This window comes from Clostridiaceae bacterium HFYG-1003, from assembly GCA_024579835.1.
In the GTDB taxonomy this organism is placed as follows: domain Bacteria; phylum Bacillota; class Clostridia; order Clostridiales; family Clostridiaceae; genus JG1575.
The window spans coordinates 960712-986303 of sequence record CP102060.1 but is presented as its reverse complement, the minus strand read 5'-3'; the positions used below and the strand labels follow the sequence as shown (position 1 = coordinate 986303).

17 protein-coding genes, 1 pseudogene and 1 riboswitch are annotated in these 25592 nt (G+C 55.1%); of the genes and pseudogenes, 9 read left to right on the top strand and 9 right to left on the bottom strand.

Annotation, left to right across the window (positions count from 1 at the left end; all coding sequences use genetic code 11):
* The first annotated feature begins 253 nt into the window (after positions 1-253).
* Positions 254-1360, top strand: coding sequence for an IS30 family transposase (locus tag NQU17_04550; GenBank protein ID UUM12836.1), 1107 nt, complete (start codon positions 254-256; stop codon positions 1358-1360).
* Between the two features lie 230 nt (positions 1361-1590).
* On the opposite strand, the gene NQU17_04545 is transcribed toward NQU17_04550, so the two are convergent.
* Complete coding sequence (locus NQU17_04545; protein UUM12835.1) at positions 1591-2346, bottom strand: hypothetical protein; 756 nt, start codon at positions 2344-2346, stop codon at positions 1591-1593.
* Positions 2347-2717: 371 nt separating this feature from the next.
* Here NQU17_04545 and NQU17_04540 point away from each other — a divergent pair, with 371 nt between their 5' ends.
* Positions 2718-3272, top strand: coding sequence for a GNAT family N-acetyltransferase (locus tag NQU17_04540; GenBank protein UUM12834.1), 555 nt, complete (start codon positions 2718-2720; stop codon positions 3270-3272).
* A 398-nt stretch (positions 3273-3670) separates the two neighbouring features.
* Here the strand turns inward: NQU17_04540 and NQU17_04535 are convergent, their stop codons facing one another.
* From NQU17_04535 to NQU17_04500, 8 genes and pseudogenes are all read right to left on the bottom strand, one after another.
* Positions 3671-4849: a M20 family metallopeptidase gene (locus NQU17_04535; GenBank protein ID UUM12833.1), complete on the bottom strand. Its 1179-nt coding sequence runs from the start codon at positions 4847-4849 to the stop codon at positions 3671-3673.
* 726 nt (positions 4850-5575) lie between these two features.
* Positions 5576-6745 (bottom strand): M20 family metallopeptidase, encoded by a 1170-nt coding sequence (locus tag NQU17_04530; GenBank protein UUM12832.1) that lies wholly within the window; start codon positions 6743-6745, stop codon positions 5576-5578.
* 522 nt (positions 6746-7267) lie between these two features.
* Positions 7268-8302: a M42 family metallopeptidase gene (locus NQU17_04525; protein ID UUM12831.1), complete on the bottom strand. Its 1035-nt coding sequence runs from the start codon at positions 8300-8302 to the stop codon at positions 7268-7270.
* Positions 8303-8304: 2 nt separating this feature from the next.
* On the bottom strand, positions 8305-9081 hold the full coding sequence (locus NQU17_04520; protein ID UUM13457.1) for an ATP-binding cassette domain-containing protein: 777 nt from the start codon (positions 9079-9081) through the stop codon (positions 8305-8307).
* Between the two features lie 9 nt (positions 9082-9090).
* Positions 9091-9945: pseudogene (locus NQU17_04515) on the bottom strand (glutamyl-tRNA reductase).
* Between the two features lie 346 nt (positions 9946-10291).
* A riboswitch (cobalamin riboswitch) is annotated at positions 10292-10477 on the bottom strand.
* Between the two features lie 197 nt (positions 10478-10674).
* Positions 10675-11343: a hypothetical protein gene (locus tag NQU17_04510; protein UUM12830.1), complete on the bottom strand. Its 669-nt coding sequence runs from the start codon at positions 11341-11343 to the stop codon at positions 10675-10677.
* A 147-nt stretch (positions 11344-11490) separates the two neighbouring features.
* Complete coding sequence (locus NQU17_04505; GenBank protein ID UUM12829.1) at positions 11491-12834, bottom strand: MATE family efflux transporter; 1344 nt, start codon at positions 12832-12834, stop codon at positions 11491-11493.
* A gap of 98 nt (positions 12835-12932) precedes the next feature.
* Positions 12933-13208, bottom strand: a complete 276-nt coding sequence (locus NQU17_04500; protein ID UUM12828.1) for a metal-sensing transcriptional repressor — start codon at positions 13206-13208, stop codon at positions 12933-12935.
* Between the two features lie 589 nt (positions 13209-13797).
* Here NQU17_04500 and NQU17_04495 point away from each other — a divergent pair.
* The 7 genes from NQU17_04495 (at position 13798) to NQU17_04465 (ending at position 25477) form a co-directional block, all read left to right on the top strand.
* On the top strand, positions 13798-16539 hold the full coding sequence (locus NQU17_04495) for an AAA family ATPase (protein ID UUM12827.1): 2742 nt from the start codon (positions 13798-13800) through the stop codon (positions 16537-16539).
* Between the two features lie 420 nt (positions 16540-16959).
* Positions 16960-17421, top strand: coding sequence for a (2Fe-2S)-binding protein (locus tag NQU17_04490; GenBank protein ID UUM12826.1), 462 nt, complete (start codon positions 16960-16962; stop codon positions 17419-17421).
* A gap of 1 nt (position 17422) precedes the next feature.
* Positions 17423-18265: an FAD binding domain-containing protein gene (locus NQU17_04485; protein ID UUM12825.1), complete on the top strand. Its 843-nt coding sequence runs from the start codon at positions 17423-17425 to the stop codon at positions 18263-18265.
* Positions 18258-20567 (top strand): molybdopterin-dependent oxidoreductase, encoded by a 2310-nt coding sequence (locus tag NQU17_04480; protein ID UUM12824.1) that lies wholly within the window; start codon positions 18258-18260, stop codon positions 20565-20567. The genes NQU17_04485 and NQU17_04480 overlap by 8 nt, the downstream gene beginning before the upstream one ends.
* Positions 20539-22038 carry an aromatic amino acid lyase gene (locus tag NQU17_04475; protein UUM12823.1) on the top strand — a complete coding sequence of 500 codons (1500 nt, stop codon included), beginning with the start codon at positions 20539-20541 and terminating at the stop codon, positions 22036-22038. The genes NQU17_04480 and NQU17_04475 overlap by 29 nt, the downstream gene beginning before the upstream one ends.
* A 160-nt stretch (positions 22039-22198) precedes the next feature.
* Complete coding sequence (locus tag NQU17_04470; protein UUM12822.1) at positions 22199-23770, top strand: BCCT family transporter; 1572 nt, start codon at positions 22199-22201, stop codon at positions 23768-23770.
* Positions 23771-23902: 132 nt separating this feature from the next.
* Complete coding sequence (locus NQU17_04465; protein ID UUM12821.1) at positions 23903-25477, top strand: aromatic amino acid ammonia-lyase; 1575 nt, start codon at positions 23903-23905, stop codon at positions 25475-25477.
* Positions 25478-25592: the final 115 nt, after the last annotated feature.

The following is a 25592-nucleotide window of genomic DNA, read 5'->3' as shown; positions in this document are numbered from 1 at the left end:
ATCTTTAGTTCACGAACTCCCCCTATCAATCAAACTTATATTCCCCTTTTCAATATTTCCCTACCCATATTCCGATCGGCTATATGTTAAATCGCCTCTATAATGCGTTCAAAGAGACCTCAGGCCATATGGCCTGAGGTCTCTTTGCTGCCGGAGCATCATTTTTGGCGAGTTGTAGAATAAAGTGAAATAAAGTGGCCCATAGCTATGCGGTATAATGTAGGTGACTAAACAAACATTAAGGAGCAAAGCTATGAGCCACCTCTATTCTAACACCTCGGTCTCCAGAAAGAAATACTCTCATTTATCCTACAAGGATCGTCAACAACTCGAGGGGATGGTTCGATCAAACCATCTTCTTGCGAAGCATAAACAAATGACCCAAAAACACATGGCGACGGTCTTACAATGCAGTGAGGCTACTGTAAGCCGGGAGTTGAAAAAAGGGCGAGTTGAACTCATGAACTCCGATTTGACCCTCTATGTGTCCTACTCCGCGGATATCGCACAGGAGGCATATGATTATGCCGCCACCAACAAGGGACCTGCCCTCAAAATTGGCGATGACCATGAGTTTGTTGCTTATGTAGCTCATAAGATCCTTGAAGAGCGCTGGTCTCCGGATGCTATTATCATGGACTTGAAGAAAAAGGAAATCATGCCATCCAAGACCCTTGTTTCAACCCGTACTCTGTATAACTACATCAGCAAGGGGTATATCACGGATGTTTCCAATCAAAATCTGCCCCGGGAAGGGAACCAGACCAGGCGTACGTATCGTCGGGTTAAACGTGCCAATAAGGTGTTGGATGCCCCTGGCATCACAGAGCGCCCAGTGGAAAGCACTGAACGAAGTGAACCCGGGCATTGGGAGATGGATTGCATCGTATCAGGCAAAGGCAAAGGGCTCGCAGCCCTTCTGACGCTGAATGATCGGATGACAAGGGAGAGCCTGGTCTTTAAGATTGCACGGCAAACCCAGGACGAAGTTTTGAAGGTACTTAACCGGCTGGAGCGTAGGATGGGGCGAGTCAAATTCAGTGAGATGTTTAAATCGATCACCGTGGATAACGGCTCTGAGTTTCTCGACTGGAAGGCACTGATTCGATCGGTGACAGGCAGTAAGAAGCCACGGACAAGAGTTTACTTTTGTCATCCGTACAGTTCTTGGGAGAGAGGAACCAATGAGCAGAACAATGGACTGATCAGGTACCACATCCCAAAGGGGGCTGCCATTAAAGATTATAGCCATGCTCAGATACAGAAACTTCAGGAGTGGCTGAATAATTACCCAAGACGGGTATTGGGCGGATTGACAGCATACGAGGCAAAGGCCCTGTATCATTCTGGCAGGATGTAGCATCCCTCGACGGAGCCCACCGGTCAAGGTCAGGCCCAATCGGGTTAACAACCCTGACCGAAGGACCCCGTCGAGGGGAAGGACACCGTCCAGAATGAAACTACATTTATGTTTGCTTAGCTAAAAAAGTCTTTCACTTTAAGTTGCAATTCGGACGGAGCATCATTTTTGATGATTTATATTGACGCAAGCGTCAACTCACTGCGAGTATTCAATATACCCCGCATCGCTTAGAACAAATAGTTGAAGAGCCCGAAGACTTGACCAAAGGAATCTGATAGCAATGTGTTGCCTAATATGCTGAATAAGACCGCCGTCACCAGGTAGGAACCTAAAACGGCATGAATCATGTCTATCGCAGGTTCTTCTTTCATCTGACTCCTGATGCTGAAAAGAACTCCTGCATTCACTACACTGGAAGACAAAACGATCAGCATAACCATCAAACCGAACAGATAGTAATTCTTAATCAGAACCGCAAAGAATGAAACCACGAGCAGAGCCACCGGCAAAACATACAACGTGCCGTACGCTCCGAATACTTCCTTGTAGGAAACCCCGGCTTTCATCCAACGGCCAACCAGCATCAGGACACCGACCACAGCTGCAGCAATCGCAGCAAATGTCAGGAACGGAATGAGCACCATGTCAGTAAAGGATGGTTTGAAAAAACTCAGCATAAAAAAGAGCAGCAACGGAAACAGGAACGAAAAAATACCAACCGTCACCATGCCGAACATCTGTACATTCGGTTCCGCCATATCCTGGCTCACTTTAAATGGCTGCTTCATCGCCCGTAAGAAATATTGGAAGTAGTCCTTTGCATAAGCCATACTTTTTGCCACAAACTCATTGTTCTCCACTACTGACAGGTCTCGACTCAACATCTCCGCGCCCGAGGACTGCAAACGGTCTGACCCGTCTATGGCTTCATCGATTTTGTTATGGGCCTCACACCTTGAACAGACAACCTCGTTGTCTGCCATTTTGTTCCCGCAAGTCTTACAATACATACACCTTCTCCTTCTGAATGTTACTTTTTAAGTAATGGCAGGCAATTAACCCTACATGCGAAGCCTACCCCATTTTAGTAACTTCGCCATTCATCATCTGTTAAGTTTGTGGTTACAGGAAACTCTTATAACTCTATCATATCGTTTATAGATGATTGATTACAATTCTTTTTTTCAAAATTATCGTATGTAATATCAGAATATAAAGCTGTAACCTTGACGCAGCGCCAGCTGAGTGATAAACCAAGATTAGATCAGCGTTCGAAAGGCCCTGATTCGCTGGCGAATCAGGGCCTTTCAACGACTGAAATTTCATCCCAACCAGGGATCCAACGGGGTATATCATGTATATTGACTTAGGTGATATTGTCATTCGAGATTTTGAGAGAAAAGACGCTCCCTCCCTGCACCGCATCGTCCGGGAAAAAGGCATCCTACGCTTCATGAGAGACTGGTGCGAAGGCGGAGTCCAGCCGGAAGGCTATTATGGATTCATTGACTGGATGCAAAAGCACAAAGATAATATCAACGTCTGGCAGAACCGGCGGTTCGCAGTAGTTCAAAAGGATAACGATGAACTGATCGGTATGGTCGGCATGGGAGAAGAAGACCTGCTCCACGAAGTAGAAGTAGCTTACTTTATGAGCGAAGCCTGGCAACGAAAAGGCCTGACTGTCCGAGCGGTCAATGCCTTAGTAGACTGGTGCTTTACCGTTTCCGACATCCCCTACCTCATCCTGACAATCGACCCGGTCAACGTTTCATCCTGTCGCCTGGGCGAAGCCTGCGGCTTCGAGCTCTTCGAAAAAAGAACCCCCATCGGACATAAGCAATCCGTCATGGAAAGCGACAGCTACAATTACTACCGCAGATACCGGGAGCCGGCAGCCACTAACTAAATCATTTGACCCAGGCGCAACGGACTGACAGGCATAAAACCACTCCAGCAACCAAGTACAGGTGATCTGCGTGCCTGACCAGTAACCTGAGCACCTTACCTGTAAGTTACGTACCGAATCTTGAAATACTTGCCCATTAAAGATTCGCCTGCCAGCATCAACAATCCACTCAGGACAAAGGAGCGAAACAGCCAAAAGCTGCTCCGCTCCTTTGTTACGATCCCAAACAGATAACGCTGAGAATCCTGATAGGCCTAATAAGCCTATTATCCCTGATAATCCTGATAATCCTGATAATCCTGATGATCCTGAGGATCCTGATGATCCTGAGGATCCTGATGATCCTGATGATCCTGATGACCCTGAGGATCTTGAGGGTCCGCAGGATCATGTGCAGCCTAGGCCAGGTAATCCCGTACGGTCTGAACCAGCAGGGCGGCGCCATCCTTGAAGAAGCTCTCATCCAGGTCAAACCGGGAATTGTGATGTGGGTAGACTTCTCCGTCGATGGCTCCGGGATTGTTCAGGAAGAAGAAGGTTCCAGGGACTTTTTCCAGGAAGTAGGCCATATCTTCTCCGCCCATGACAGGTTCTTTCATCTCCAGGAGACGGTCTTCTCCGACTACTTTCGTTGCGGTTTCCTTGAAGAAGTTGGTAAAGGCTTCATCATTGATCAGCGGCGGGTACTTGAAGTCATATACCACTTCGGCATCTCCCTGCATGGCCCGGGCAATCCCCTGGGTAAGTTCTTCAATCCGGCGGGCCGTGCGGCGGCGGGTCTCGTGGTTCAGCGTACGGACCGTTCCTTCGATCTCCACTTTGTCCGGGATGATATTCTGATTGAATCCCCCTTGGATCCTGCACAGTGACAATACAATCGGATCCACCGGCTTGGTTTCGCGGCTTACCAATGTCTGGAGAGCGGAACCCACCTGCATGGCAATAGAGATGGGATCAACGGAGTTATGGGGATACGCCCCATGGGATCCCTTTCCCTTGATCGTCAGCAGGATCCGGTCCATGGAAGCCATCATCGGTCCCACCTTGTATCCGATCATGCCCTTGGGGATCTCCGGAAAAATATGACCGTTATGCAGGCCGATCACTGCGTCAAGCTTCGGGTTCTCCAGCGCGCCTTCCTCGATCATAGGCAGAGCGCCGCCTGGATATTCCTCGCCCGGCTGGAACAGCAGCTTCACTGTACCCTTGAACTTGTCCCGGTTCAGCTGCAGTGCCTTGGCGGCGCCCAGCAGCATGGCTGTATGCCCGTCATGACCACAGGCATGCATGTTGTCATTCTCTGAGGCAAACGCCAATCCCGTTTCCTCCGGAATCGGCAGACCGTCCATATCAGCCCGCAGACCAATCACCTTGCCCTCACCCGTGCCATGGATCAGCCCCACAATGGCATTTCCGTTGACCAGCGTTTTAAATTCGATTCCCAGTGAAGTCAGCACATTTTGCACATAAGCACTGGTTCTGGGCAGCTCCAGTCCCAATTCCGGCATCCGGTGCAGATCCCGTCTCCAGCGAATCATATCCGCTTCCACTTCAGCTGTAATCCATGATTGTTCCATAAGTACCTCCAGTATCATTCTATCTTTTGTTCGTTATGTCTTTTCTCGTTCTGTTCGATCAAGTATCTGTTGTCATATAGCTTCCTGTCAAAATCATACTCTGTCTGACACACTGACTTGATACGACTCTTTGACATGATCAACCTCATTGACATTGTCCATCTAATTGATTCTGTCCATCTAATTGATTCTGTCCATCTCATTGTTTCTGTCAGATTCATTGAATCTGTCAGATTCATTGACTCTGTCAGATTCATGGTCACTGTTTGAGTATTTGAACTGATTTGTTATATATGCAATTAGTTATTATTTATGAATATTTATATATAAGGTATTATACCTGAATCGCATTGCAATATCTATACCTTATCCCTATTTTCTTTATCTGTATTTTCATTATAACACGTATAATTATGCACTTCTTTTCAATATTCGACCTGAATAGTTCAATACTGTTAATCCATGCTAATTTTCATTTTTTTACAAAGACGCCTCAATCAAATCGTTTTACATGCGAGACTCTTATATTTCTCCAATCATGTCATAACCCTGACCAGTGCAAGGTGATTTTAAAATAAATTGAACACAATGCCCGCTTAAAACCGAAACGACCACCAGTCAGCTACGTGCGCTGAATGGTGGTCGTTTCAGTGCTAATAATTTTCCTGATCAGCATTCCTTATCGCATAGTAATGCGCTTCAAAGCGCTTCATTGCCGGGAACCTGCTATGCCTGCAGATAGTCCAGTACCGTCTGAACCAGCAGAGCTGAACCCGTTGCGAAGGTGCTTTCATTGAGATCAAACCTGGAATTATGATGCGGATAAATGTGACCGTCAATGACTCCGGGATTGGTTAAGAAGAAGAAGGTACCGGGAACCCGCTCCAGGAAGTAGGCCATATCCTCACCGCCCATGACGGCTTCTTTCATCCAGTAGACCTTCTCAGCCCCCACGATCTTTTCAGCCGAGCGGCTGAACTGTTTCGTGAACTCCTCATCATTGATCAGCGGCGGATACAGGTTCTCATAGATAATCTCGGCATCACCCTGCATTGCCTGAGCAATGCCCTTGCAGAGTTCCTTGATCCGTTGAGCTACCCGGATTCTGGTTTGTCCGCTTAAGGTCCGAACGGTACCTTCCATGACCACTTCATCCGGAATGATGTTGAAATTGGAACCCCCATTGACTTTACAGATGGAGAGAACCACCGAGTCCGTCGGCTTGGTTTCTCTGGAGACCAGCGTCTGAAGCGCTGAGCCAATCTGCTGGGAAATGGTCACCGGATCCACGGATTCCTGCGGGTAGGCTCCATGAGCCCCCTTGCCTTTCACCCGGATCTGAACTTTGTCCGTGGAAGCCATCAGCGGACCGGCCTTAATGCCGACCATGCCATGAGGAACCTCGGTCGAGATATGCCCGTTGTGCATGCCGATCACCGCATCCACCGGTGGATTCTGCAGTACCCCTGCCTCAATCATGGGCAGAGCTCCACCCGGATATTCTTCCCCCGGCTGGAACAGCAGCTTCACGCAGCCCTTCAGCAGATGCCGCTGCGACTGCAGGATCATCGCCGCGCCCAGGAGCATGGCCGTGTGGCCATCATGGCCGCAGGCATGCATCCTCCCATTTTCAGAAGCAAACGCCAAACCGGTTTCTTCGACAATCGGCAATGCGTCCATATCTGCCCGCAGCGCGATCACCGGCTTGTCCATAGTACCCCGAATCAAGGCCACAATGGCATTGCCGTCCATGACCGTGTAATATTCGATCCCAAGCTCATTCAATACCTTCTGAACATAGCCCGAAGTCTGCGGCAGCTCGATGCCAAGCTCCGGAATGCGATGCAAATCACGCCTCCAGCGAATGATATCCTCTTCGATTTGTTGTGCTAACATTCTAACATCCATGTAAAATCCTCAAGTGTTAATATTATTCATTGCTCCGATCAAGCAGCCAGGTGAATGACCCCTGTACCGATATTCCCCAGACTGAACGCCCAGGCTTTCCAGCCCAAACGTTCAGTCAAACCTCTGCTGGCATGATCTGCTGTAAAACCAAATGTCATAGCTTGCTGTCTTGCTCTGATGTCACATTCTGCTGTTATGCTCCGTTGTCATACCTTGCTGTCATGCCATGCGGTCTTGCTCTGATGTCATACTCTGCTGTCTTGCTGTCATGCCTTGCTGTCATACTCTGCTGTTGTGCTCTGCTGTCATACCCTGCTGTCCTGTCTGATGCATGCTCTGTTGTCATACTTTGCTGTTCTGGTTTACGGAATATCTTTCGGACAAGTTTTTCTTCTTACGTTCTTTATTATGTGACCAACTCAATGAGAGCATAAGAAGAGATCACTCACATCTTCTGGCTGTATCTTAACATAAGTTGTGTTTTTCAGCTGATTGGTTTATCCTGGGTGCTTAGCTTCTGGCGTACTCGATGACCAGCCGGGTGTTGTTCTCGATGGCATCCCAGTGGGTGCGTTCGTAGTGGTGGGTGCCGTCGACCCCCATGCCGATGCAGGCGAAGTTGACATCCGCGCCCTGGAGAACGGAGATGCTGGCATCGGAGCCGTAGCGGAAATGGACGTCGACTCGGTAGTCGATGTTGTTCTGCTGGGCTAATTCCACTAGACGCTTGCGGAAGCCGAAGTCATAGGGGGTGCGGCTGTCTTTGGCGCAGATGGTGACGGCATGCTCATGGGAGGTATGTCCTTCTCCCACCGTTCCGATATCCAGGGCCAGCATTTCATAGACAGCATCGGAGATGCCGGATACACCATGTCCCAGCTCCTCGTAATTGCTGATGAACAGATCCAGGGTATGGGACGGAGTGATCTGATTGTCCACCATGTACTTGACGGCGCCGAACAGGACGGCGACGCAGGCTTTGTCATCCAGGTATCTGGATTTGACATAGCCGCTCTCGGTGATGATGGTTCTGGGATCAAAGGTGACAAAATCCCCGACCCGGATGCCCAGATCCAGGGTTTCCTGTTTGCTTTCCGTCGGCTCGTCAATCCGGATCTCCATGCTCTTGGGCGTTCTCAGGGTTTCTCCGGCGGATTCGGAATGGATATGGATCGATGCTTTCTCCGGCAGGAACGAACCGTTGTAGGTGGTTCCGTCCATGGTTTTGATGATCAGGTTTTCCCCTTCGTAGGCATTCCAGGGGAAGTTGCCGATGTTCGCGATGCGGCAGCGGCCATTGGACTTGATCTCCGACACCATACCGCCCAGAGTATCGATGTGGGCCGCGATCAGGCGGTGGTTCTCATGATCAGTTCCCACCATCTGTCCGATCAGAGCGCCCTTCCTGGTGGTTCTGGTCGGGATGCCGAGGGACTCGAATTCCTGCTGGATTCGCTCCATGGCGGCACCGGTGTCACCGGCCGGGCTCGGAATGCTCAGCAGTTCCTGCATCAGATCCAACACGTACTTTTTGTCAATATTCATGCTTATGCCTCCGCCTTTGCTGTATGTAAATGACAGGCGACGTAGCTGCCGCTGTCCGTCTTGATTAATTCCGGGTTCTGGTTTTTGCAGACATCCATCCGGTAGCGGCAGCGGCCGTAGAAGCGGCAGCCGTCGGGCGGATTGATCGGACTGGGCACATCGCCCTCCAGGATGATCCGGTTCTTGACCGAATCCAGCTTCGCCACCGGAATCGCCGACAGCAGCGCCTGGGTGTAGGGATGCAGCGGGTTCTTGAAGATCGACTGATAGTCCGCCATCTCCACGATCTTGCCCAGATACATGACCGCAATCCGGTCACTGACGTGCTTGACCACGCTCAGGTTGTGCGAGATAAACAGATAAGTCAGACCGAACTGCTTCTGCAGGCTGTTCATCAGGTTCAGGATCTGCGCCTGAATGCACACATCCAGCGCCGAAACCGGCTCGTCCAGCACAATGAACTCCGGCTGCAGCGCCAGCGCCCGGGCAATGCCGATGCGCTGCCGCCGACCACCGTCCAGTTCGTGCGGGAACGCGTTGATTAACCGCTCCTCCAGACCGACGACCTCCATGACCTCACGCACCCGGGCCTGAGTCTCCGCGCTGGTTTTGTACACGCGGTTGACATAAAGCGGCTCGGCAATGATCTCCGCCGCGCTCAGCCGCGGATTCAGCGAGGAATACGGATCCTGGAACACAATCTGCATCTTCTTGGGCATGTTCCGTTCCACCTTTTCGAGCTGCAACGTGTTGTCTTGCCTTACTTTGTCACTGCCGATGGTATCGATGTTGTAGAGTGTGACTCCCTCAAGTTCACCGACTGCCGGCTCGATATCACGGGGCAGGGCCAGATCGATCATTACCCGAGGCACGCGGGCCATGCCCATCAGCCGGGCGCGCTCGATCGTGCAGTGCTGACTCAGTGTCGCGCTGACCACTGCGTCAAAATCCGGCAGGTGTTCGTACCGTTGCGCGTAATCCATGCCGGTGACGCCCGCAATTCCTTCGATGCTGCCGTGCCGGTACTGGCGCAGCGTCATGCTCACCTGAAAGCCGTGCTGATTCAGCGCAGCTGCCACCAGCCGCCCGACCTGACCATTGCCGATTACCAGAATCCGCTTCGGCTTCGCAGGATGGGCTTGCAGGATCTGCAGGGTGCGATGCGCAACCGACTGGTCCGCTTTGGAAAATCGGACTGTTGTTTTGATTTTCTTGGCTGCCGTCACCGCAGTGCGAAACATCACCTCCAGCAGACTGTCCGCGGCCCTAGCCTGACGCGCCATCACCAGGGACTCTTTGACCTGAGTAATGATCTGGTCTTCCCCCAGGATCTGAGACTGAAGGCCGCAGGCCAGGCGGCAAAGGTGAGCGAAGGCCTCCCGGCCCCGTCTCATCCGATGCAGTCCCACATATTGCTGTACGTCAATCCCGGCTGCTGCGCAGAGCAGTTCAAAGGGATCATGGCTGCAGTCCGTTCCCACCGACAGATACAGCTCGGTCCGGTTGCAGGTTGAAACCAATACGGCCCCGCGAATCCCGGCGGTTCCCATGTTCTCTTGATAAAGCCCCTTCTGGCGCTCTCTGGTAAATGAAAACTTCTCTCGAATCTCAATGCCTGCCATCGAATAATCGATGCCTGCCATCATGATGTTCAAATAGCACCCCCGTTCCGACACCCCCACCATTGGGCATGCCGCCACCTCATTGTCTTTGCCTGAATTCCGTCATCCATGCTGCAGTCTTTCTTTTCCCGGAATCAGCGCGCGCTTCGCGAAAAATCAGTCCAGGATCTGGATCTATCGTTCAGGGATCTGGAACAATCAGTCCAGGATCTGGGCCGATCAGTCCGGCCTCTGATCCCTACCTGGTGCAGGACCGATAAACAGTTCAAAGAAACATGCCCCCAAACCCAACGGTCCAGAGGCATGATAAAGTTCATTATTCAAAAAACCAAAAAACTAAAACAACACCCTCTATCGCTCGTAGAGTTGACAGTGTATCAAAACAGGCAGGTCTTCTGGCTCAAGCATCATCATTTCTGTTCCCTTCCCGGTTTCCCAGTGGTTCATTACAGAAACTCCTCTATTACAGCGGCGGGACCGCGTGGGATTTTCACCCACTTCCCTTATCATCGACCGGCTGAATCCCGGTCGAACCTGTTTCGGTATTATTCAATTCAGACAATTCTTTATATCATAATTACTTTTCAATCGAAAGGCGAGCAAACATAGAAGTTCATGGATCCTTTGCAATGTGCAAATGCTGCACTGCGAATAAACCATTAACCGGTTTTTCAGCAATATGATAATTTTTTGAGTTAGATCAATGGGATAACCCCAGTAGTCCTGATCTGTCATGCTATTTGATTCCCTTTATCTAAGATCTTTGTAAACTACTCTACTGGTTCCGACTTCTCGAAAACCATGTTTTTTATATTGATAAAACACCGATGTCGTACTTTTTTCTGTACTGGTATCACTATCAACAAGTCCATTGTTAGGATCTTCAAGTAAACCTGGTAAAGGATAAATGTAGGATAGTACTTCAGGACGGACATGCAGCAATGTATACACAAAATCCGGTAGTTTGCTGATAACAAACTTCTCCAATTCGAGATCTTTTTTGAATTCATCCTCAAGAAAAAATTCATGGATATAGTAGATCCGCTCACCAGAGAGACCATCAGAAACATTAATCGTTCCTTCCTCTTCCAGTTCATGCAGCATATATTCGAGATCCCCATCAAGATCATCGCATACTAAATGTGGATCCTCCCCTTGCAAGGTAATCTCCTCACATAGGATCAGGCAGCCATGGATCGTACCGATTTTTTTCATATCTTTCTTTTCGCCATGAAAGGCTTCTTCCATTTCAGTATCTGAAAGTGAATCTGGAATTCCAAAGATTTGAAACGCATTGTAAATTACACTTGTTTCATGAACATCCGGAGCATCAAGTTCATCCGTTCTAAATAGAAAATAATCAGGGGTCGTTTCATTGAAAACGCAAATGTTATCGAACTTCCGTTTTGCACTCTTCATTTTAAATCCTCCCATAATAACGTATTGAATTTAAGCATGGAAACCCGTCGATCCACATCTATAGAATCATGTTACCTCCTTGATTGGACAATTTATCTGAAGGAAGACATAAGGTAATCCAATGTGCGGAAATTGAGTTTCAGTCAGTTATTCGTTTGGTTTTTCAAGCAGAATCGCCGGTTCACCGGTGAGACTGCGCCGGCGAAAGCGCAGGAACAGGAAAATGGCCCGCATGGTGATATCGATCAGGATGGCCAGCCAGACGCCGGCAATATCCCAGCCCAGGCGGATGCCCAGGATGTAGACGCCCACGACTCGCAGACCCCACATGCCGATGATGGTGCTGTTGAGCGGGGATTTGGTGTCCCCCTGCCCATGCAGGGCACCGGCATAAATCAGATTGGCAGCCAGAGGCACCTGGGCAAAGGTATCAATCCGCAGAGCTGTGACGATCTTGCGAATGGCCTCGGCATCCCTGGTAAACCAGGTGGCAAACCAGGGGGAACCGATGAACATGATGATGCCCAGCGCAGCCATAACGCAAGCTCCCAGCCGGAAGGACAGAACGCCATATTCATAGGCCGCTTTCCGGTCGCCCTTGCCCGTCTGATTTCCCACCAGGACGGAAGCAGCGGCAGCCAGGCCAAAAGCCGGCATATAGTTGAACGCCTCCAGATTGCCGGCAATGGAGTGAGCGGCATAGGTCTTGACGCCCATCGAGATAATCATTCCGAAATACAGTACCTGCCCCAGCCGCATCACCAGGCGCTCCAGAGCTGCCGGCACCGACAGCCGGACCAGCTCCGTGTAATTGGATCGGGCAAATACATCAGATACTGAAAATCCCACCTTCGACTGCCGGATTTTTCGGTACATCAGGATCACTCCGACCAGACGAGCCAGAACCGTACCAATGGCCGTTCCCAGAATCCCCAGGGCCGGAATCGGCCCCAGCCCAAAAATCAAGATCAGATCCAGCCCGACATTCAGCACATTGACCAGACTGTTGACCATCAGCGGTGTTCTGGCATCGCCCGTTGCCCGCAGCATGGTGCCAAATACCGTCAAGAGCGAGATCAACACCGAAGCAGCTCCCACCACCTGAAAGAACGGCAGCGCCTGAGTCACTACATCGGCCTGAGCTCCCAGGAGCCCCAGCAGCTGTCGGGAAAAGACCAATGAAGCCCCTCCAAACAGAGCCCCGCTGACCAGCGCCAGACCGGTGGACTGAACCGCAATGCGACGGGCTTCCTCCGGCTTGCCCGCTCCCAGATAGCGGGAGATTAAAGAGGACGTACCAACCCCCAGAGCAATAAACACCGCCAGATAGATGGCAAAGATATTGCCCGAGATTCCCACCGCCGTTACTGCCAGCAGCCCCAGCCGGGAAATCATCAGCGTATCAATGAACCCCACCAGCGTCTGCAGGATGCTCTCCACCGTAGCGGGCACCGCCAGCTCCAGTATTTCCCTCACCTTGTTATTCCGCATTATCTAATTCTCTCTTTCCCCAAAATTAAGTATCGTTGTCGGTTCATTCAGACCCGTCCCATCAGCACAGATCTTCTACCTGGGAGTGCATCCCCTGATTAAAGAAACTTATCGACGGCCCGGCTCAGATCCTCCAGCACCTGATCATCACCTGACTGTACGGCATCCACGACGCAATGCTTGATATGGTCTGCCAGTACCAGCTTGCCGACATTGTTGATTGCCGAGCGGACCGCCGACAGCTGAATCAGCACTTCACTGCAGTCCCGTCCTTCTTCGATCATCCGCTTGATGGATTCCATGTGTCCGATGGCCCGGGACATCCGGTTTACGATCCGCTTGGTATCCTGGTGAGAATGAACCTGTTCGCTCATATAGTCCTCCTGCTTTCTGTTTTCTTTGACTGATGTTTAAACCGAAGTTTCAGCTGATGTTTCAACTGAAGTTTCATCTGGATTTTCAAATTAATTTTCAGTTTCAGTTACATTTGTATAGTCGGCTATATCTTCAACTTGTTTTCGACTATTCAAACTGTTGAAAATCCGAATCCCAGCAACAACCTGCCTGAATCACTGTTTCTGATGATCCTATCCCCCCAGGGGGGATAAGTTCAGTATAAGCGAAAGTGTGTGCCAGGGGCAATCCCCGGGAAAAATAAAGGATCGGCAGCTGGGTTGCCCTGATGTTCCGGCTGGGCATTTTCACTCTGCTTTGTCTACCCCGACCTTCAGATTGTGCTAAACTAAAGTGAAAGTTTATGAGTGAATCCGAGGACTATGCATCGAAAAGAACGTTCAGGGTCGGGATAACACCCCGGAGAGCGCATCATCATGTGCTGTGAGCTGTCCCCTTTTCTGGTTCTGTTTGCCTTCCTGCTTTTGCTGATTCACTCAATCGAGCCGGGCCGCATCGGCCGCACCGATATTTGCTTCTGACAACGCGCCCTGCGCTGAGGAGTTTGCCATGGATCTTTTGGAAATCAACTATTTTCGACTCTCCCCCATCAAACTGAATCAGGAACCGCTGAATCTGCCCTACAGCAAGGCGGAATGGATTCTCTATCTGCTCGGAATGGAGGAGACCATGACGCGCACTCAGCTGTGCGAAATTCTCTGGGGCGATATGGATGAAGAATCGGCGCGCCGGAATCTGCGCAATGCCATCTACGTCATCAAAAAAGCCACCGGCCAGCCCCTGGTGCAGTCCATGGGCAAGCACCTCCTCGGCCTGGAGCCTAACCTCCATGTCCTGACGGATCTTAACGCCCTGCGCCGGACCGGCGAAGGCCTGCCGGCCTTCCCGGACTTCTATCATGAGGACTTCCTCCAGTCGCGCCTGCCCAAGGAAGAATCCGGGCTGCGCGACTGGATCCTGCAGCATCAGGAAACCTGCCGCGACCACTATATCAACGGCCTGATGGAGCGCATCCGTTCCCTGACCGAAGACGACAGCAAAGGCATGGTCTGCCGCCGCATCCTCGAACTGGATCCCTTCCACGAAGGCGCTCTCCTGGAACTGTTCCGCCTCACCCTGAAGAAAGGCAAGACCAATCAGGCCATAGAACTCTACAACGCCTACAAGCTGCGCCTGGGCCTGGAGTACGGCATTGCCCCCTCTGATGAATTCCAGGACATCTTTCACAGCCTGACTGACCAGTGCTGCGATCCTGCGCAGATGGGCTTCCGGTTTGACTATGTCGACCGCAATCAGGAGCTGGCGACTCTGCGCCAGTCATTGACCGACTTCTGTCAGGGCCAAAAAGTTCCTTCACTGTATCTGTGCGGCGAACCGGGTTCGGGCAAAACCCGCCTGCTCTCCGAGCTGGCTCTGCCTGAACCCGGGAACGCCTCTCCCTGCGTGGCTCTGAAGCTCGAATGCTATCCCCATGAATCCGGGTACCCTCTGTTCCATCTGTCCGCTCTGCGCGACAGCCTCCTCGACGGACCGTACCGACAGAAAGTCCTCTCCGCCCTGACCCGCGCCGGCGGCTTCGCCTCGGAATTCTGGCATTATGCCACCCTTCAGGGACAGGATCCCCTGACCCTGGGTGCCAGGCTGGTCCAGGCCCTGCGGGCCATGGATCCCCCCCTGCGCCTGGTTCTCCTGGTGGACAACTTCGCCGATCTGGACGAGTCCACCCAGAAGGTGGTGGATTATCTGCTCAGTGCTCAGAGTGACCGCTTCTTCTGTGTCTTGACCGGCCGCAGCCCGGACATTCTCGACTCCCCCCTCCTGGTTCACCTCCAGGAACGGGGCAATCTCCAGAAAATTCTGCTACCCCGCTTTTCCCGGACTGAAAGCGAAGCGCTTATCACCCGCTACGCCACCCCCGAGGCGGATCCCGAAGCCCTGATCCGACTGAGCCAGGGCTCCCCCTTCTTCCTGCGCGAAGCCATTTATCGGACCAACCAGAAACTCAGCCTGTCGGAACTGTCAGACTGTGCCCGGAACCTGACCACCAGCCTCTACCGGGCCGCAGCCCCGGCCGAACGCCGGCTCCTGGAAGTCTGCGCCCTGTCTCGCCGCCCCCTGACCCTGGAGGACCTGTCTCAGGTTCTCCAGCTGGATCTGGCCCAGTGCACCCGCCTGGCCGAATCCCTGTATGGCAAACAGCAAATTGAGTGGAGCGCCGATCCCCAGGGCAGTCTGACCGTCCGAATCTGGCACCCCGCCTATGTCATGGACCTGCGCGGCCGCCTCAGTGAATCCCAGACCCGGGCTCTGCACGGGGCTCTGTTCAGCCACTGGTCCGCCCGCTTCCTGGCCGAACCGGACAACCGCGATCTCCTGGATGAAATGATCTATCACGCCACCGCCTGCCAGAACCGGAAACAGCTCCTGTTCTGCAAGACCACCCGTATGGAACTGGATTTCGATATCTACCATGAAGTCTTCCCCGTACTCCGGGCCGGCCGCGTTCACGACCTGGTCTGGCCCACCGCCACCGTCGATGACTTCAGTCAACGCTTTGATGAGGTCGTGGCCCTGTATAAGTCCATGCCCCAGCTGCGCCAGCCTGACATGATCCACCTGTACCTGCGCCTGCTCTACATTCATGGCCGCTTCTACAAGGATCGAGACATCTACGACTCCGGCCTTGGCTCCATCCGCAAAATGATCCAGATCGCTCAGCTCCATCAGTTCCACGCCATGGCTTTCAAAGGCTACATCCAGCTGATCCACCACTGCATCAACCAGGCCGACTACACCGGCATGAGCGAAATCATCAATCTGGTCCGAGACAGCCTGTGGGAAGAGCTGACCCCCTTCGACCAGATGATGCTCAATAAATTCCACGGCTTCTCCCTGCTACTGTCCGGCCACCAGTCTCAGGGCGAAGTCCTCCTGTCGGAAGTCCTGGATTTCTACACCCGGCAGGACATCCTGGAAGAGTATGCCCTGTGCCAGGCCTCCGTCCACTTCTTCCTCGGAGAAGGGGCCCGGGTCAACGGCGATCTGCCCACCGCCCTGGACCACTACGAAGACGCCATGAGTCTGTGCAACGAAGAAAGCGACCTCGCCACTATGGCTATCCTCCTCTCCCGCATCGGCACCCTGCAGTACCAGCTCGGAGAAACCGACGCAGCCCTGTTCTACCTGCGCCGCAGCGTCGCGTGCTATGACTCCGTCATCTTCTCCTGGGGCCGACAGGAAGCCCAGGACCTGCTCAGCCGCCTGACCAACTCCGCTCCCGCCCCCCGCTGAGACAGTCAAGGCATCCCGTCAGAAGCGATCAGCACTGCAGCCCTGCCGCTCCTTCGGCAGAGGATTCAGTCCGGACTGCCGCTCCTTCGGCGGAGAATCCAAACCCATCGGCAAACCCGTCAATTCATTCCGTCGAATGTTTGACGGGTTTTTGACGCTGGCTGGCTATAATGTGAATAAGAAAACGATTAGACCTGGAAAATGAAGAATGAACGTCCGGCGAAAGGCAGTCATGTCTCTGCCGGTTGGCTGGACTGCCTGACAGCGTCCCTGGACTCTACCAGCCATCAACCTTCTTCATCGGGTGGAATCCTTCGACATGATTATCCTGGATAAGAATATCCTTCGATATATAGTTCCTTTAAAAATAATCAACAAAAGACAAATGCTTTTCGAACGAACCAAACAAGGAGACTGACCATGAAAATCCAAGCCACCGTTAATGGAAAACCAATTACTGAACTCGCCGATCCCGGCATGCGCCTCATCGACTATCTGCGCGATGTCCTGGGCCTCACCGGCACCAAGGAAGGCTGCTCGGAAGGAGAGTGCGGCGCCTGCACCATTCTGGTGGATGGCGTGGCCGTCACCTCCTGCACTATGCTGGCCGGCCAGATTGACGGCCATGACATCACCACCATCGAGGGCCTGGCTCAGGGCGGTGAACTCGACCGCATCCAGGACGCCTTCATCCGTCACGGCGCGATCCAGTGCGGCTTCTGCACCCCCGGCATGATCCTGAGTGTCAAAAGTCTGCTGCTGCGCCAGCCCAATCCCTCCGGCGAAGAAGTCAAACGGGCCATCGAAGGCAACCTGTGCCGCTGCACCGGCTATACCAAAATCATCAACGCCGTCGATGATCTGACCCAGGGAGGCCGCTAGCATGCATACTTTTCATCGTCCAAAAACCCGGCAGGCGCTGTATGAGCTTCTGGCCGTTCCGGCTCCGAACCGGTTTCTTCTGGCCGGCGGCACGGACCTGATCATCCACCTGCGGGAGAAGAAAATCCACCACGCCGATCTGATTGACCTCACCGGTATCCCCGACTTTAGCACCATCCAGGAACGTCCCGATGCGATCTTCATCGGCTCCGGCGTCACCATGACCGAGCTTGAGCAGAGCCCGGTGGTTCAGACCTGGCTGTGGGGACTGTCCCAGGCCGGAGCCCGCATGGGCTCCACCCAGATCCGCAACCGTGCCACCGTCGGCGGCAACGTCGTCAACGCGGCCAACTGCGCCGACACCATTCCCTGCCTCTTCGCCCTGCAGGCTCAGGTCCTCATCGGAGCTGCCGCCGGGGTGCGTCAGGTCTCCCTGACCGACTTCTATCGCAACGGCAAATCCGCCCTGGCTCCGGAAGAAGCCGCCGAAGGCTTCCTCTTCCCCAAACGCCCGGTGCGGTCCGCCTTCGTCAAGCTCGGCTCCCGCAAGGCCGTCTCCATCTCCAAGATCAGCTGCTGCATTGCCCTGGAGCAGACCCCGGACTCCACGGTGACCGCCGCCCGCGTCTGGCTCGGCTCCCTGGGACCCCTGCCGGTGCGCGGCGAACTCATCGAAGACCTGCTGAGGGGCCGGATTCCGGCGCATCTCACCCGGGACGAAATCCTTTCCGCTGCCGCCGCCCAGGTCCAGACCCTGATCCCCACCCGCGGCTCACTGCCCTACAAGCAGGAAGCAATGAAAGGAGTCCTGGCCGACCTGATGGAGGAATTGAGCCATGAATAAAGAACAAAACCTGCAGTACGTCGGCCAGCGCCTGATCCGGGAAGACTCCTACGACCGGGCCACCGGCGACACCCGCTACGTCGGGGACATGAAACGAGCCGGCATGCTCTATGCCCGCCTCTTCCTGTCCGACCACGCCCACGCCGACTACACCCTGGATCTGACCGAAGCCCGGGCCGTGCCCGGCATCGTCGCCATCTACACCCATGCCGATGTCCCGAACAAGCCCTACAACGCCATGGAATGGTTCTCCGGCATCAAGGGACACCATGACGAGTACCTGCTCAATCCCCGGGCGCTCTATGACGGCGACCGCCTCGCCCTGGTCGTGGGTGAATCCAAGGCGGCCGTGGAAGAAGCCCTCAGCCTGATCCGAGTCACCTATTCCGATCGGCCTCTGGTCCTGGGCGTGGAGAATGCGATGAAGGATGAAGTCATCCTGAAAAACGACTCCAACCTCTGCTACGAGACCACCAAGGGCTACGGCAGCTTCGAAGAGCAGGCCCGGGATGCTCTGGTCATCCAGACCCGGGGCCGCACCCCCAAGATCCATCACGGAGCCATCGAGCCCCATGTCTGCCTCACCGAATTCGACGAGCAGGGCAGCCTCCTGGTCTGGACCCCCTGCCAGGTCGCCTTCCAGGTGCGGATGCACGTGGCCGAAGTCAATGACCTGCCCTATGCCCGGGTCCGGGTGATCAAAGCCCCCATGGGCGGATCCTTTGGCGGCAAGAGCCAGCCCCTGCTCGAACCCATCTGCGCCTTTGCCACTTTACAGACAAAGCGGCCGGTGCTGCTCTACATGGACCGGGCGGACGTGGTCAAGGGCACCTGGCAGGGCAATGCCATGGAGATCGATGTCAAACTGGCGGTATCCCCTGAGGGCTTCATCCTGGGCCGTCACTTTGAAGTGGACATCGACGGCGGGGCTTACAATACCAACTCCGCCGCCGTGGCCAATGCCTTTGCCAAGAAGATCTTCCGGCTCTACCGCATGCCCAGCCAGACCTTCCACGGCCGGGCCTACTACACCAACACCACTCCCTCCGGCGCCTGCCGCGCCTACGGTTCGCCCCAGGCCCACGCTGTGGCCGAAGTCAACATCGATCAGGCGGCCAACGCCCTGAACCTGGACCCGGTGGACTTCCGGTTGAAGAACCTGGTGCACCCCGGGGACCTGGATCCCTCCGGCGGCACCCCTCTGGGCAACGTCCAGATCATCCGCTGCGTCGAAGACGGCCGCCGCGCCTTTGACTGGGACCAGCGCCGCCGCACCGTGAAGCAGCGCAATGACGACCGCTTCCGCTGGGGCGTGGGCATGGCCTGTGCCTCCCACGTCAACGGCTACACCGGCGCCTTCCCCGATTTTACCAATGTCCAGTGCGACCTGGAAGCCGACGGCAACATCACCATTAAAATATCCATTCATGAGCAGGGCTGCGGCACCGTCACCACCATGAAACAGATTGCCGCCGAGACCCTGTCGGTCCCGCCCGAACAGATCCACCTGGGCGAAGCCGACACCGCCCGCTCCCCCTATGACGCCGCCGGCACCCAGGCCAGCCGCGTCACCTACTCCGTGGGCGCTTCCCTGAAATACGCCTGCGACCTGATGAAGCAGCGCATCGTCGAAGCCGCCGCCGCGGTCTGGGGCGGCACATCCGCCGACTACATCCTGTGCCAGGGCGAACTCACCGTCAGTCAGACCGGAGAAATGAAAACCCTGCGCGAACTGGCTGTGCTCTACGAGCGGGATCACCACAACACCGTCTCGATCCTGGCCCACCATGAGTCCAAAACCAACCCCGCCTCCACCGCCGCCTTCTTCTGCGAAGTCTGCGTCGATACCTATACCGGACTGTTTGAAATCACCGACGCTCTGGCCGTGCACGACATCGGCCGCTCCATCAACCCCACGCTGGTGGAAGGCCAGATCCAGGGCGGTGCCCACTTCAGCATCGGCGGTGTGGTCGCCGAGGGCGTCGTCCATGACGCCAAAGGCCGGGTTCAGAACCTGAACTTCTCCAAGTACCGCCTGATGAACGCCATGGACATGCCCGAAGTCAAAGTCCTCACCGTCGAAGCCGGCGGCGACGACGGCCCCTACGGCGCCAAGAGCGTCGGCGAGATCTCCGCCATCGCCCCGGCCCCCGCCATCATGAACGCGCTCAACTTCGCGCTCGATACCAAGATGGCCCACTTCCCCGCCCTGCCCGAAACCATCATCCAAGTCCTGAACACACAGCGCGATGAAGCATCGCAAGGAGGAACCCATGGATCCCATCCAGTTACAAGGAAATGAGCTGACCCTGGATCAGCTGTACGAAATCGTCTATGACCGCCGCCCGGTCACGGTGAGCGAGTCGGCCTGGGACAAGGTCCGCTCGTCACGCCAGGTCATCTTTGACATGGCCGCCGAAGGCAAGCCGGTCTACGGCCTCAACCGCGGCGTCGGCTGGAACAAGGACAAAGAGTTTGACGCCGACTTCTTCGAGACCTACAACCGCAACCTGCTCAACTCCCATTCCTTGGGCGTGGAGCCCTACAATACCACGGAAGAAGTCCGGGCCATCCTCCTGATCCGCCTGAACAAGGCCCTCACCGGCAGCACCGGCATCTCCCCCGAGATCCTGGATCTGTACCGCCTCTACCTCAACCACGGCATCCACCCGCAGATCCCCCGCCGCTCCTCCATCGGCGAAGCCGACATCACCACCCTGTCCCACATCGGCCTGGCCTTTATCGGTGAAACCGACGTGGAATACCAGGGAGAGATCATGAACTCCGCCGAGGCCATGAACCGGGCCGGCATCGCGCCGATCCGCCTGGGTCCGAAGGACGGCCTGTCCATCGTATCCTCCAATGCCCAGGGGGAAGGCACCACCGCCATCCTGCTCAAGGAAACCCTGGAAATCACCCGGCTGTGCAACCTCATTGCCTGCCTCTCCCTGGAAGGACTCAACGGCGTCGTCGAATCCTACGGCGAAAAAGTCAACGCCCTGCGCGGTCTGCCGGGCCAGATCCGCGCAGCCGAAGAATTCCGCGCCAACCTGAAAGGCTCCTACCTGGAAGAACCCCATGCCGACCGGGCCCTGCAGGATCCCCTAAGCTTCCGCTGCGCCCACGCCATCACCGGCAGCGTCTATGACGCCATGAGCTATGTCCGTCAGTTCCTGGACATCCAGCTCAACACCACCGACGACAATCCCTGCATTGTCATCGAAGATCAGCGCAGCTACGTCAGCGCCAACTTTGAAACCACCACCCTGGCACTGGGCGTCGAAATGATGGTGTCCGCCCTCTACCATATGTCCAAGACCTCCTGCTACCGCATGATCAAGCTGGCTGACCCCCAGTTTACCAAGCTCACCCGGTTCCTCACGCCCAAGGAAGTCACCACCATTGCCTTCGGCACCATCCAGAAGACCTATACTCTGCTGGATTCACAGAACCGCAGCCTGGCCAACCCCTCCTCCATGGACTTCTACTCCCTGGCCGGCGGCATTGAAGACCACGCCTCCAACCTCCCCCTGACCACCGACAAGGCCTTCCAGATCATCGACAACATCCGCTACATCCTCGGCATCGAAGCCATGCACGCCTGCCAGGCCATCGACCTGCGCGGCAAGCCCCGGCTGGGCGAAAAAACCAGTCAGGCCTACGACATCATCCGCAGCGTGCTCCCCTTCTACAGCGAGGACCGCAACCTCTCCAAAGACATCAAGACGATGTATGAGCTCATCCGCTCCGGCCGGCTCCATGACATTCTCTGATCCGTAAATTCTCCACCCCCGACGCAGCGGCCGTCTTTTTGACCCTTTCCGCCAAAAATTCCGCTGCACCGGACCGCTCCCGGACCGACCGGGAACGGCCAGTTCCAGCCCGAACCATGATCCAGTCATCATCCCAAATAAACAAACAGGAGTTGTAACAATGGAATCAAACAAACCGAACGCTAAGCAAACGTGGCATCTGAAAAAATCGGTCTTTATCCCATCTATTGTCTTCGCCGGCGGCGCTGCCCTGCTGGGCATCCTCAACAACAAAGCGCTGACCACCGCGGCGGACGCCTTCTTCCAGTGGTCTCTGCAGAGCTTCGGCTGGCTCTACCAGATCGCCAGCATGGTTGCCCTCATCGTTGTATTCGCCCTTCTTTTCTCCAAATTCGGCAAAGTCCGCATCGGCGGCAAAGACGCCAAACCCAAGTATTCCTTCATGACCTGGTTTGCCATGGCCCTCACCGGCGGCGTGGCATCGGGCATCGTCACCTGGGGCGTCAATGAACCCCTGATCTACTTCGGCAATATCTGGGGCGAGCTCGACGCCCTGGGAATTCAGCCCTACACAGCAGAAGCCGCCCGTTTCGCCATTGGCCGGTCCTTCTACAACTGGACCTTTATCCCGTATGCCATGTACACCCTGTGCGGTCTGGCCGTGGCCTACATGTACTTCAACCGCAAGAAGGAACTGGGCATTGCCGCCACCCTCGAGCCGCTCTTCGGTGACCGGGTCAAGGGCAAAAAAGTTTCCGCCATCATTGACACCATGTCCCTTCTGGCCATCGCTCTGGGACTGACTTCCGGACTCACCGCCTGCATTACCCTCTTAACCTCCGGACTAAACTACAAGTACAAGCTGCCCCTGAACCTGCCGCTGTTCGTTGGTCTGGGCGTACTGATCATCGTCCTGTTTACTTCCTCCGCCTACATCGGCCTGGACAAAGGTCTGGCCAAGGTCGGCAGCCTCAATGCCTGGTTCTACTACGGCATCCTGATTCTCCTGTTCGTCGCCGGACCGACCCTGTTCATCCTGCGCAACGGTACCGCCGGCATGGCCGAATGGCTGCAGAACTTCTGGGGCTGGGGACTGGATCCCATCGACATCGGCGGCGCACCGCTGGTTCAGTCCTGGACACTGTTTGACTGGGCTGTCTGGATCGCCTATGCTCCCGTCATGGGAATCTTCCTGGCGCAGATCTCCCGCGGCCGCACCATCCGCGAGTTCATTCTCGTCAACATGGTTCTGCCCTCCATCTTCGGCATCGTCTGGTTCACCGTCTGGGGCAACTCCGCCCTGCAGATGCAGATGGACGGCGTCATCAACCTGGTGGAAGTCATCAAGAACAACAGCGCTGTCACCGCGCTCTGGGCCTTCCTGGATCAGCTTCCCTTCGGCCTTGGCACCATCATTATCCCCATCAACTTCCTGATCATACTGATCTCCTTCGTCACCGCGGCGGACGCTACCTCCACCACCGTCGCATCCATGTGCGTGAAGGACCTCCCCATCGGCGCGGAAGCACCTCCGATGCTGAAAGTACTCTGGGGCGTAGTCATCGGATCCATCGCCATCGTCATGGCGATCTTCGGCGGCGGAGCTCAGGGCGTACAGGGCGTCAAATCCCTGGCTACGGCCGGCGGCTTCTTTGTCCTGTTCATCTTCCTGCTCCAGATCGTATCAGTCATCAAGATGTTCTTCATCGATAAAGTCGAGGGTCTCGAGTAACCGGCTGTTCTCATGGAACGCTTCCCCACCGGGAGCGTTCCAATCTTCTAGCCCGTTCCCACTGCCTGTCCCGAACCTGAATGAATGCACCGGGGGGATCCGCCTGCGATCCTCCGCCTGAAGGAGAAAACAATGAATCATACTTCAATGAATCAAACTGCGATGAATCAGACCGCTCAGAATCAGCCCGTGGTGACCCTGGATCAGCGCCTGACCCTGGACCAGTTCATGACCATCGTCCGAGGCGAAGCCCGGATCAGCTTCAGCCCGGCCTATGAAAAACGAGTCCGCCACTCCACCGCCATCGTCCAGGCGCTGGTCGAGGAAGGCCGAATTGTCTACGGCGTGACCACGGGCTTTGGCTCCAACAGCACCCAGGTCATCTCCACCGAAGATGCCGCCACTCTGCAGGAGAACATCCTGCTGTCCCATGCCACTTCCCTGGGCGCGCCCATGACCGAGCCCGTGGTCCGGGCGACCCTGCTCATGATGCTTTGCAACGGGGGTCAGGGGCACTCCGGGGTGCGCTTGGAAACCCTGGAGCGCATCGCCTGGTTCCTGAATGAAGGGCTGTATCCCTTCGCCCCGGCGGAAGGCTCCGTCGGCTACCTGAGTCCTGAAGCCCATATTTCCCTGGCTCTGACCGGCAAGGGCTCGTTCCTGGTGGGCGGCGCCGTGGTTCCGGCGGCTGAAGTCTTTGCCCGGGTCGGACTCAAGCCCTACCCCTTGAGTTATAAGGAAGGCCTGTTCCTGATCTCCGGTACCACCTCCGTCACCGGCTTTGCCGCCGTGGCTTTAGACCGCATGCTCCAGGCCGTGGTCAGTGCCGACCTGATTGCCGCCATGACCCTGGAGGTCTCCAAGGCCACCCTCAAGGCCTTCGATCCCCGCGTGATGGGTGTCCGGCGCCAGACCTGGCAGGGAGAAACCGCGGCTCAGCTGCTCAGGATCCTGGGCGATTCCGAAATCTGCCGCCATTTCCTGGACTACCGCCTGCAGGATGCCCTGTCTCTGCGCTGCGTGCCCCAGCTCCACGGCACCGCCAAGAAACGTCTCTATGGCATCCGGGAAACCCTGGAAGACGAGTTCGCCAGCTGCTGCGACAACCCCATTACCTGGGGCACACCGGAAGAACCCCTGGCCATCTCCTCCGGCAATCCCGACTCCTCCTACGTCGGCATGGAAATGGACACCGCCGCCATCGCCGCCGCCATGGTGGCCAAAATGTCGGAACGCCGCACCAACCGCCTCATTGACGGCTCCATCTCCGGCAACCCCTACTTCCTGGTCTCCCAGCCCGGCCTCAACAGCGGACTCATGATCACCCAGTACACCCAGGCCGGCCTGCTCAACGACATGAAACGCCTCTCCCTGCCCGCCGTGGTGGACAACATTCCCACCTGCGCCAATCAGGAAGACTACGTCGCCATGGGTTACAACGCCGCCAAGAAAGCTCTGGAATGCGCCGAAAAGCTCGAACAGGTCCTGGCCATCGAACTCCTCGCTGCCTACCAGTCCTATCCCTACCTGCCCCAGGATCTGGCCCGCTCCCAGACCACCGAAGCTCTCTGCCAGCTGATCGCCACCAAAGTCCCCCTCCTGCGGGAAGATGTGTTCCTTTACCCCCACATCCAGTCCCTCATCTCCTTAATCAACTCCGGAGCCCTGCGCCACACGGCGGAGAACATCCTCGGACCACTGGTCTGATCCGGCAAAAAAACCTCTGGCATGTTCCTTTCTCAAGGAATGCCGGAGGTTTTTTCGATTTCTGTCTTCAGCATTGATCTGATTCCCATTCAGCCTCTGACTCATTTGTTCTGAT

Coding starts and splice junctions, on each gene's coding strand:
- NQU17_04500 (UUM12828.1), bottom strand. CDS start 13,208: ATGAGCGAACAGGTTCATTCTCACCAGGATACCAAGCGGATCGTAAAC.
- NQU17_04545 (UUM12835.1), bottom strand. CDS start 2,346: ATGGCAGACAACGAGGTTGTCTGTTCAAGGTGTGAGGCCCATAACAAA.
- NQU17_04530 (UUM12832.1), bottom strand. CDS start 6,745: ATGTTAGCACAACAAATCGAAGAGGATATCATTCGCTGGAGGCGTGAT.
- NQU17_04525 (UUM12831.1), bottom strand. CDS start 8,302: ATGAATATTGACAAAAAGTACGTGTTGGATCTGATGCAGGAACTGCTG.
- NQU17_04540 (UUM12834.1), top strand. CDS start 2,718: ATGTATATTGACTTAGGTGATATTGTCATTCGAGATTTTGAGAGAAAA.
- NQU17_04470 (UUM12822.1), top strand. CDS start 22,199: ATGGAATCAAACAAACCGAACGCTAAGCAAACGTGGCATCTGAAAAAA.
- NQU17_04485 (UUM12825.1), top strand. CDS start 17,423: ATGCATACTTTTCATCGTCCAAAAACCCGGCAGGCGCTGTATGAGCTT.
- NQU17_04495 (UUM12827.1), top strand. CDS start 13,798: ATGGATCTTTTGGAAATCAACTATTTTCGACTCTCCCCCATCAAACTG.
- NQU17_04480 (UUM12824.1), top strand. CDS start 18,258: ATGAATAAAGAACAAAACCTGCAGTACGTCGGCCAGCGCCTGATCCGG.
- NQU17_04550 (UUM12836.1), top strand. CDS start 254: ATGAGCCACCTCTATTCTAACACCTCGGTCTCCAGAAAGAAATACTCT.
- NQU17_04475 (UUM12823.1), top strand. CDS start 20,539: ATGGATCCCATCCAGTTACAAGGAAATGAGCTGACCCTGGATCAGCTG.
- NQU17_04465 (UUM12821.1), top strand. CDS start 23,903: ATGAATCATACTTCAATGAATCAAACTGCGATGAATCAGACCGCTCAG.
- NQU17_04535 (UUM12833.1), bottom strand. CDS start 4,849: ATGGAACAATCATGGATTACAGCTGAAGTGGAAGCGGATATGATTCGC.
- NQU17_04510 (UUM12830.1), bottom strand. CDS start 11,343: ATGAAGAGTGCAAAACGGAAGTTCGATAACATTTGCGTTTTCAATGAA.
- NQU17_04505 (UUM12829.1), bottom strand. CDS start 12,834: ATGCGGAATAACAAGGTGAGGGAAATACTGGAGCTGGCGGTGCCCGCT.
- NQU17_04490 (UUM12826.1), top strand. CDS start 16,960: ATGAAAATCCAAGCCACCGTTAATGGAAAACCAATTACTGAACTCGCC.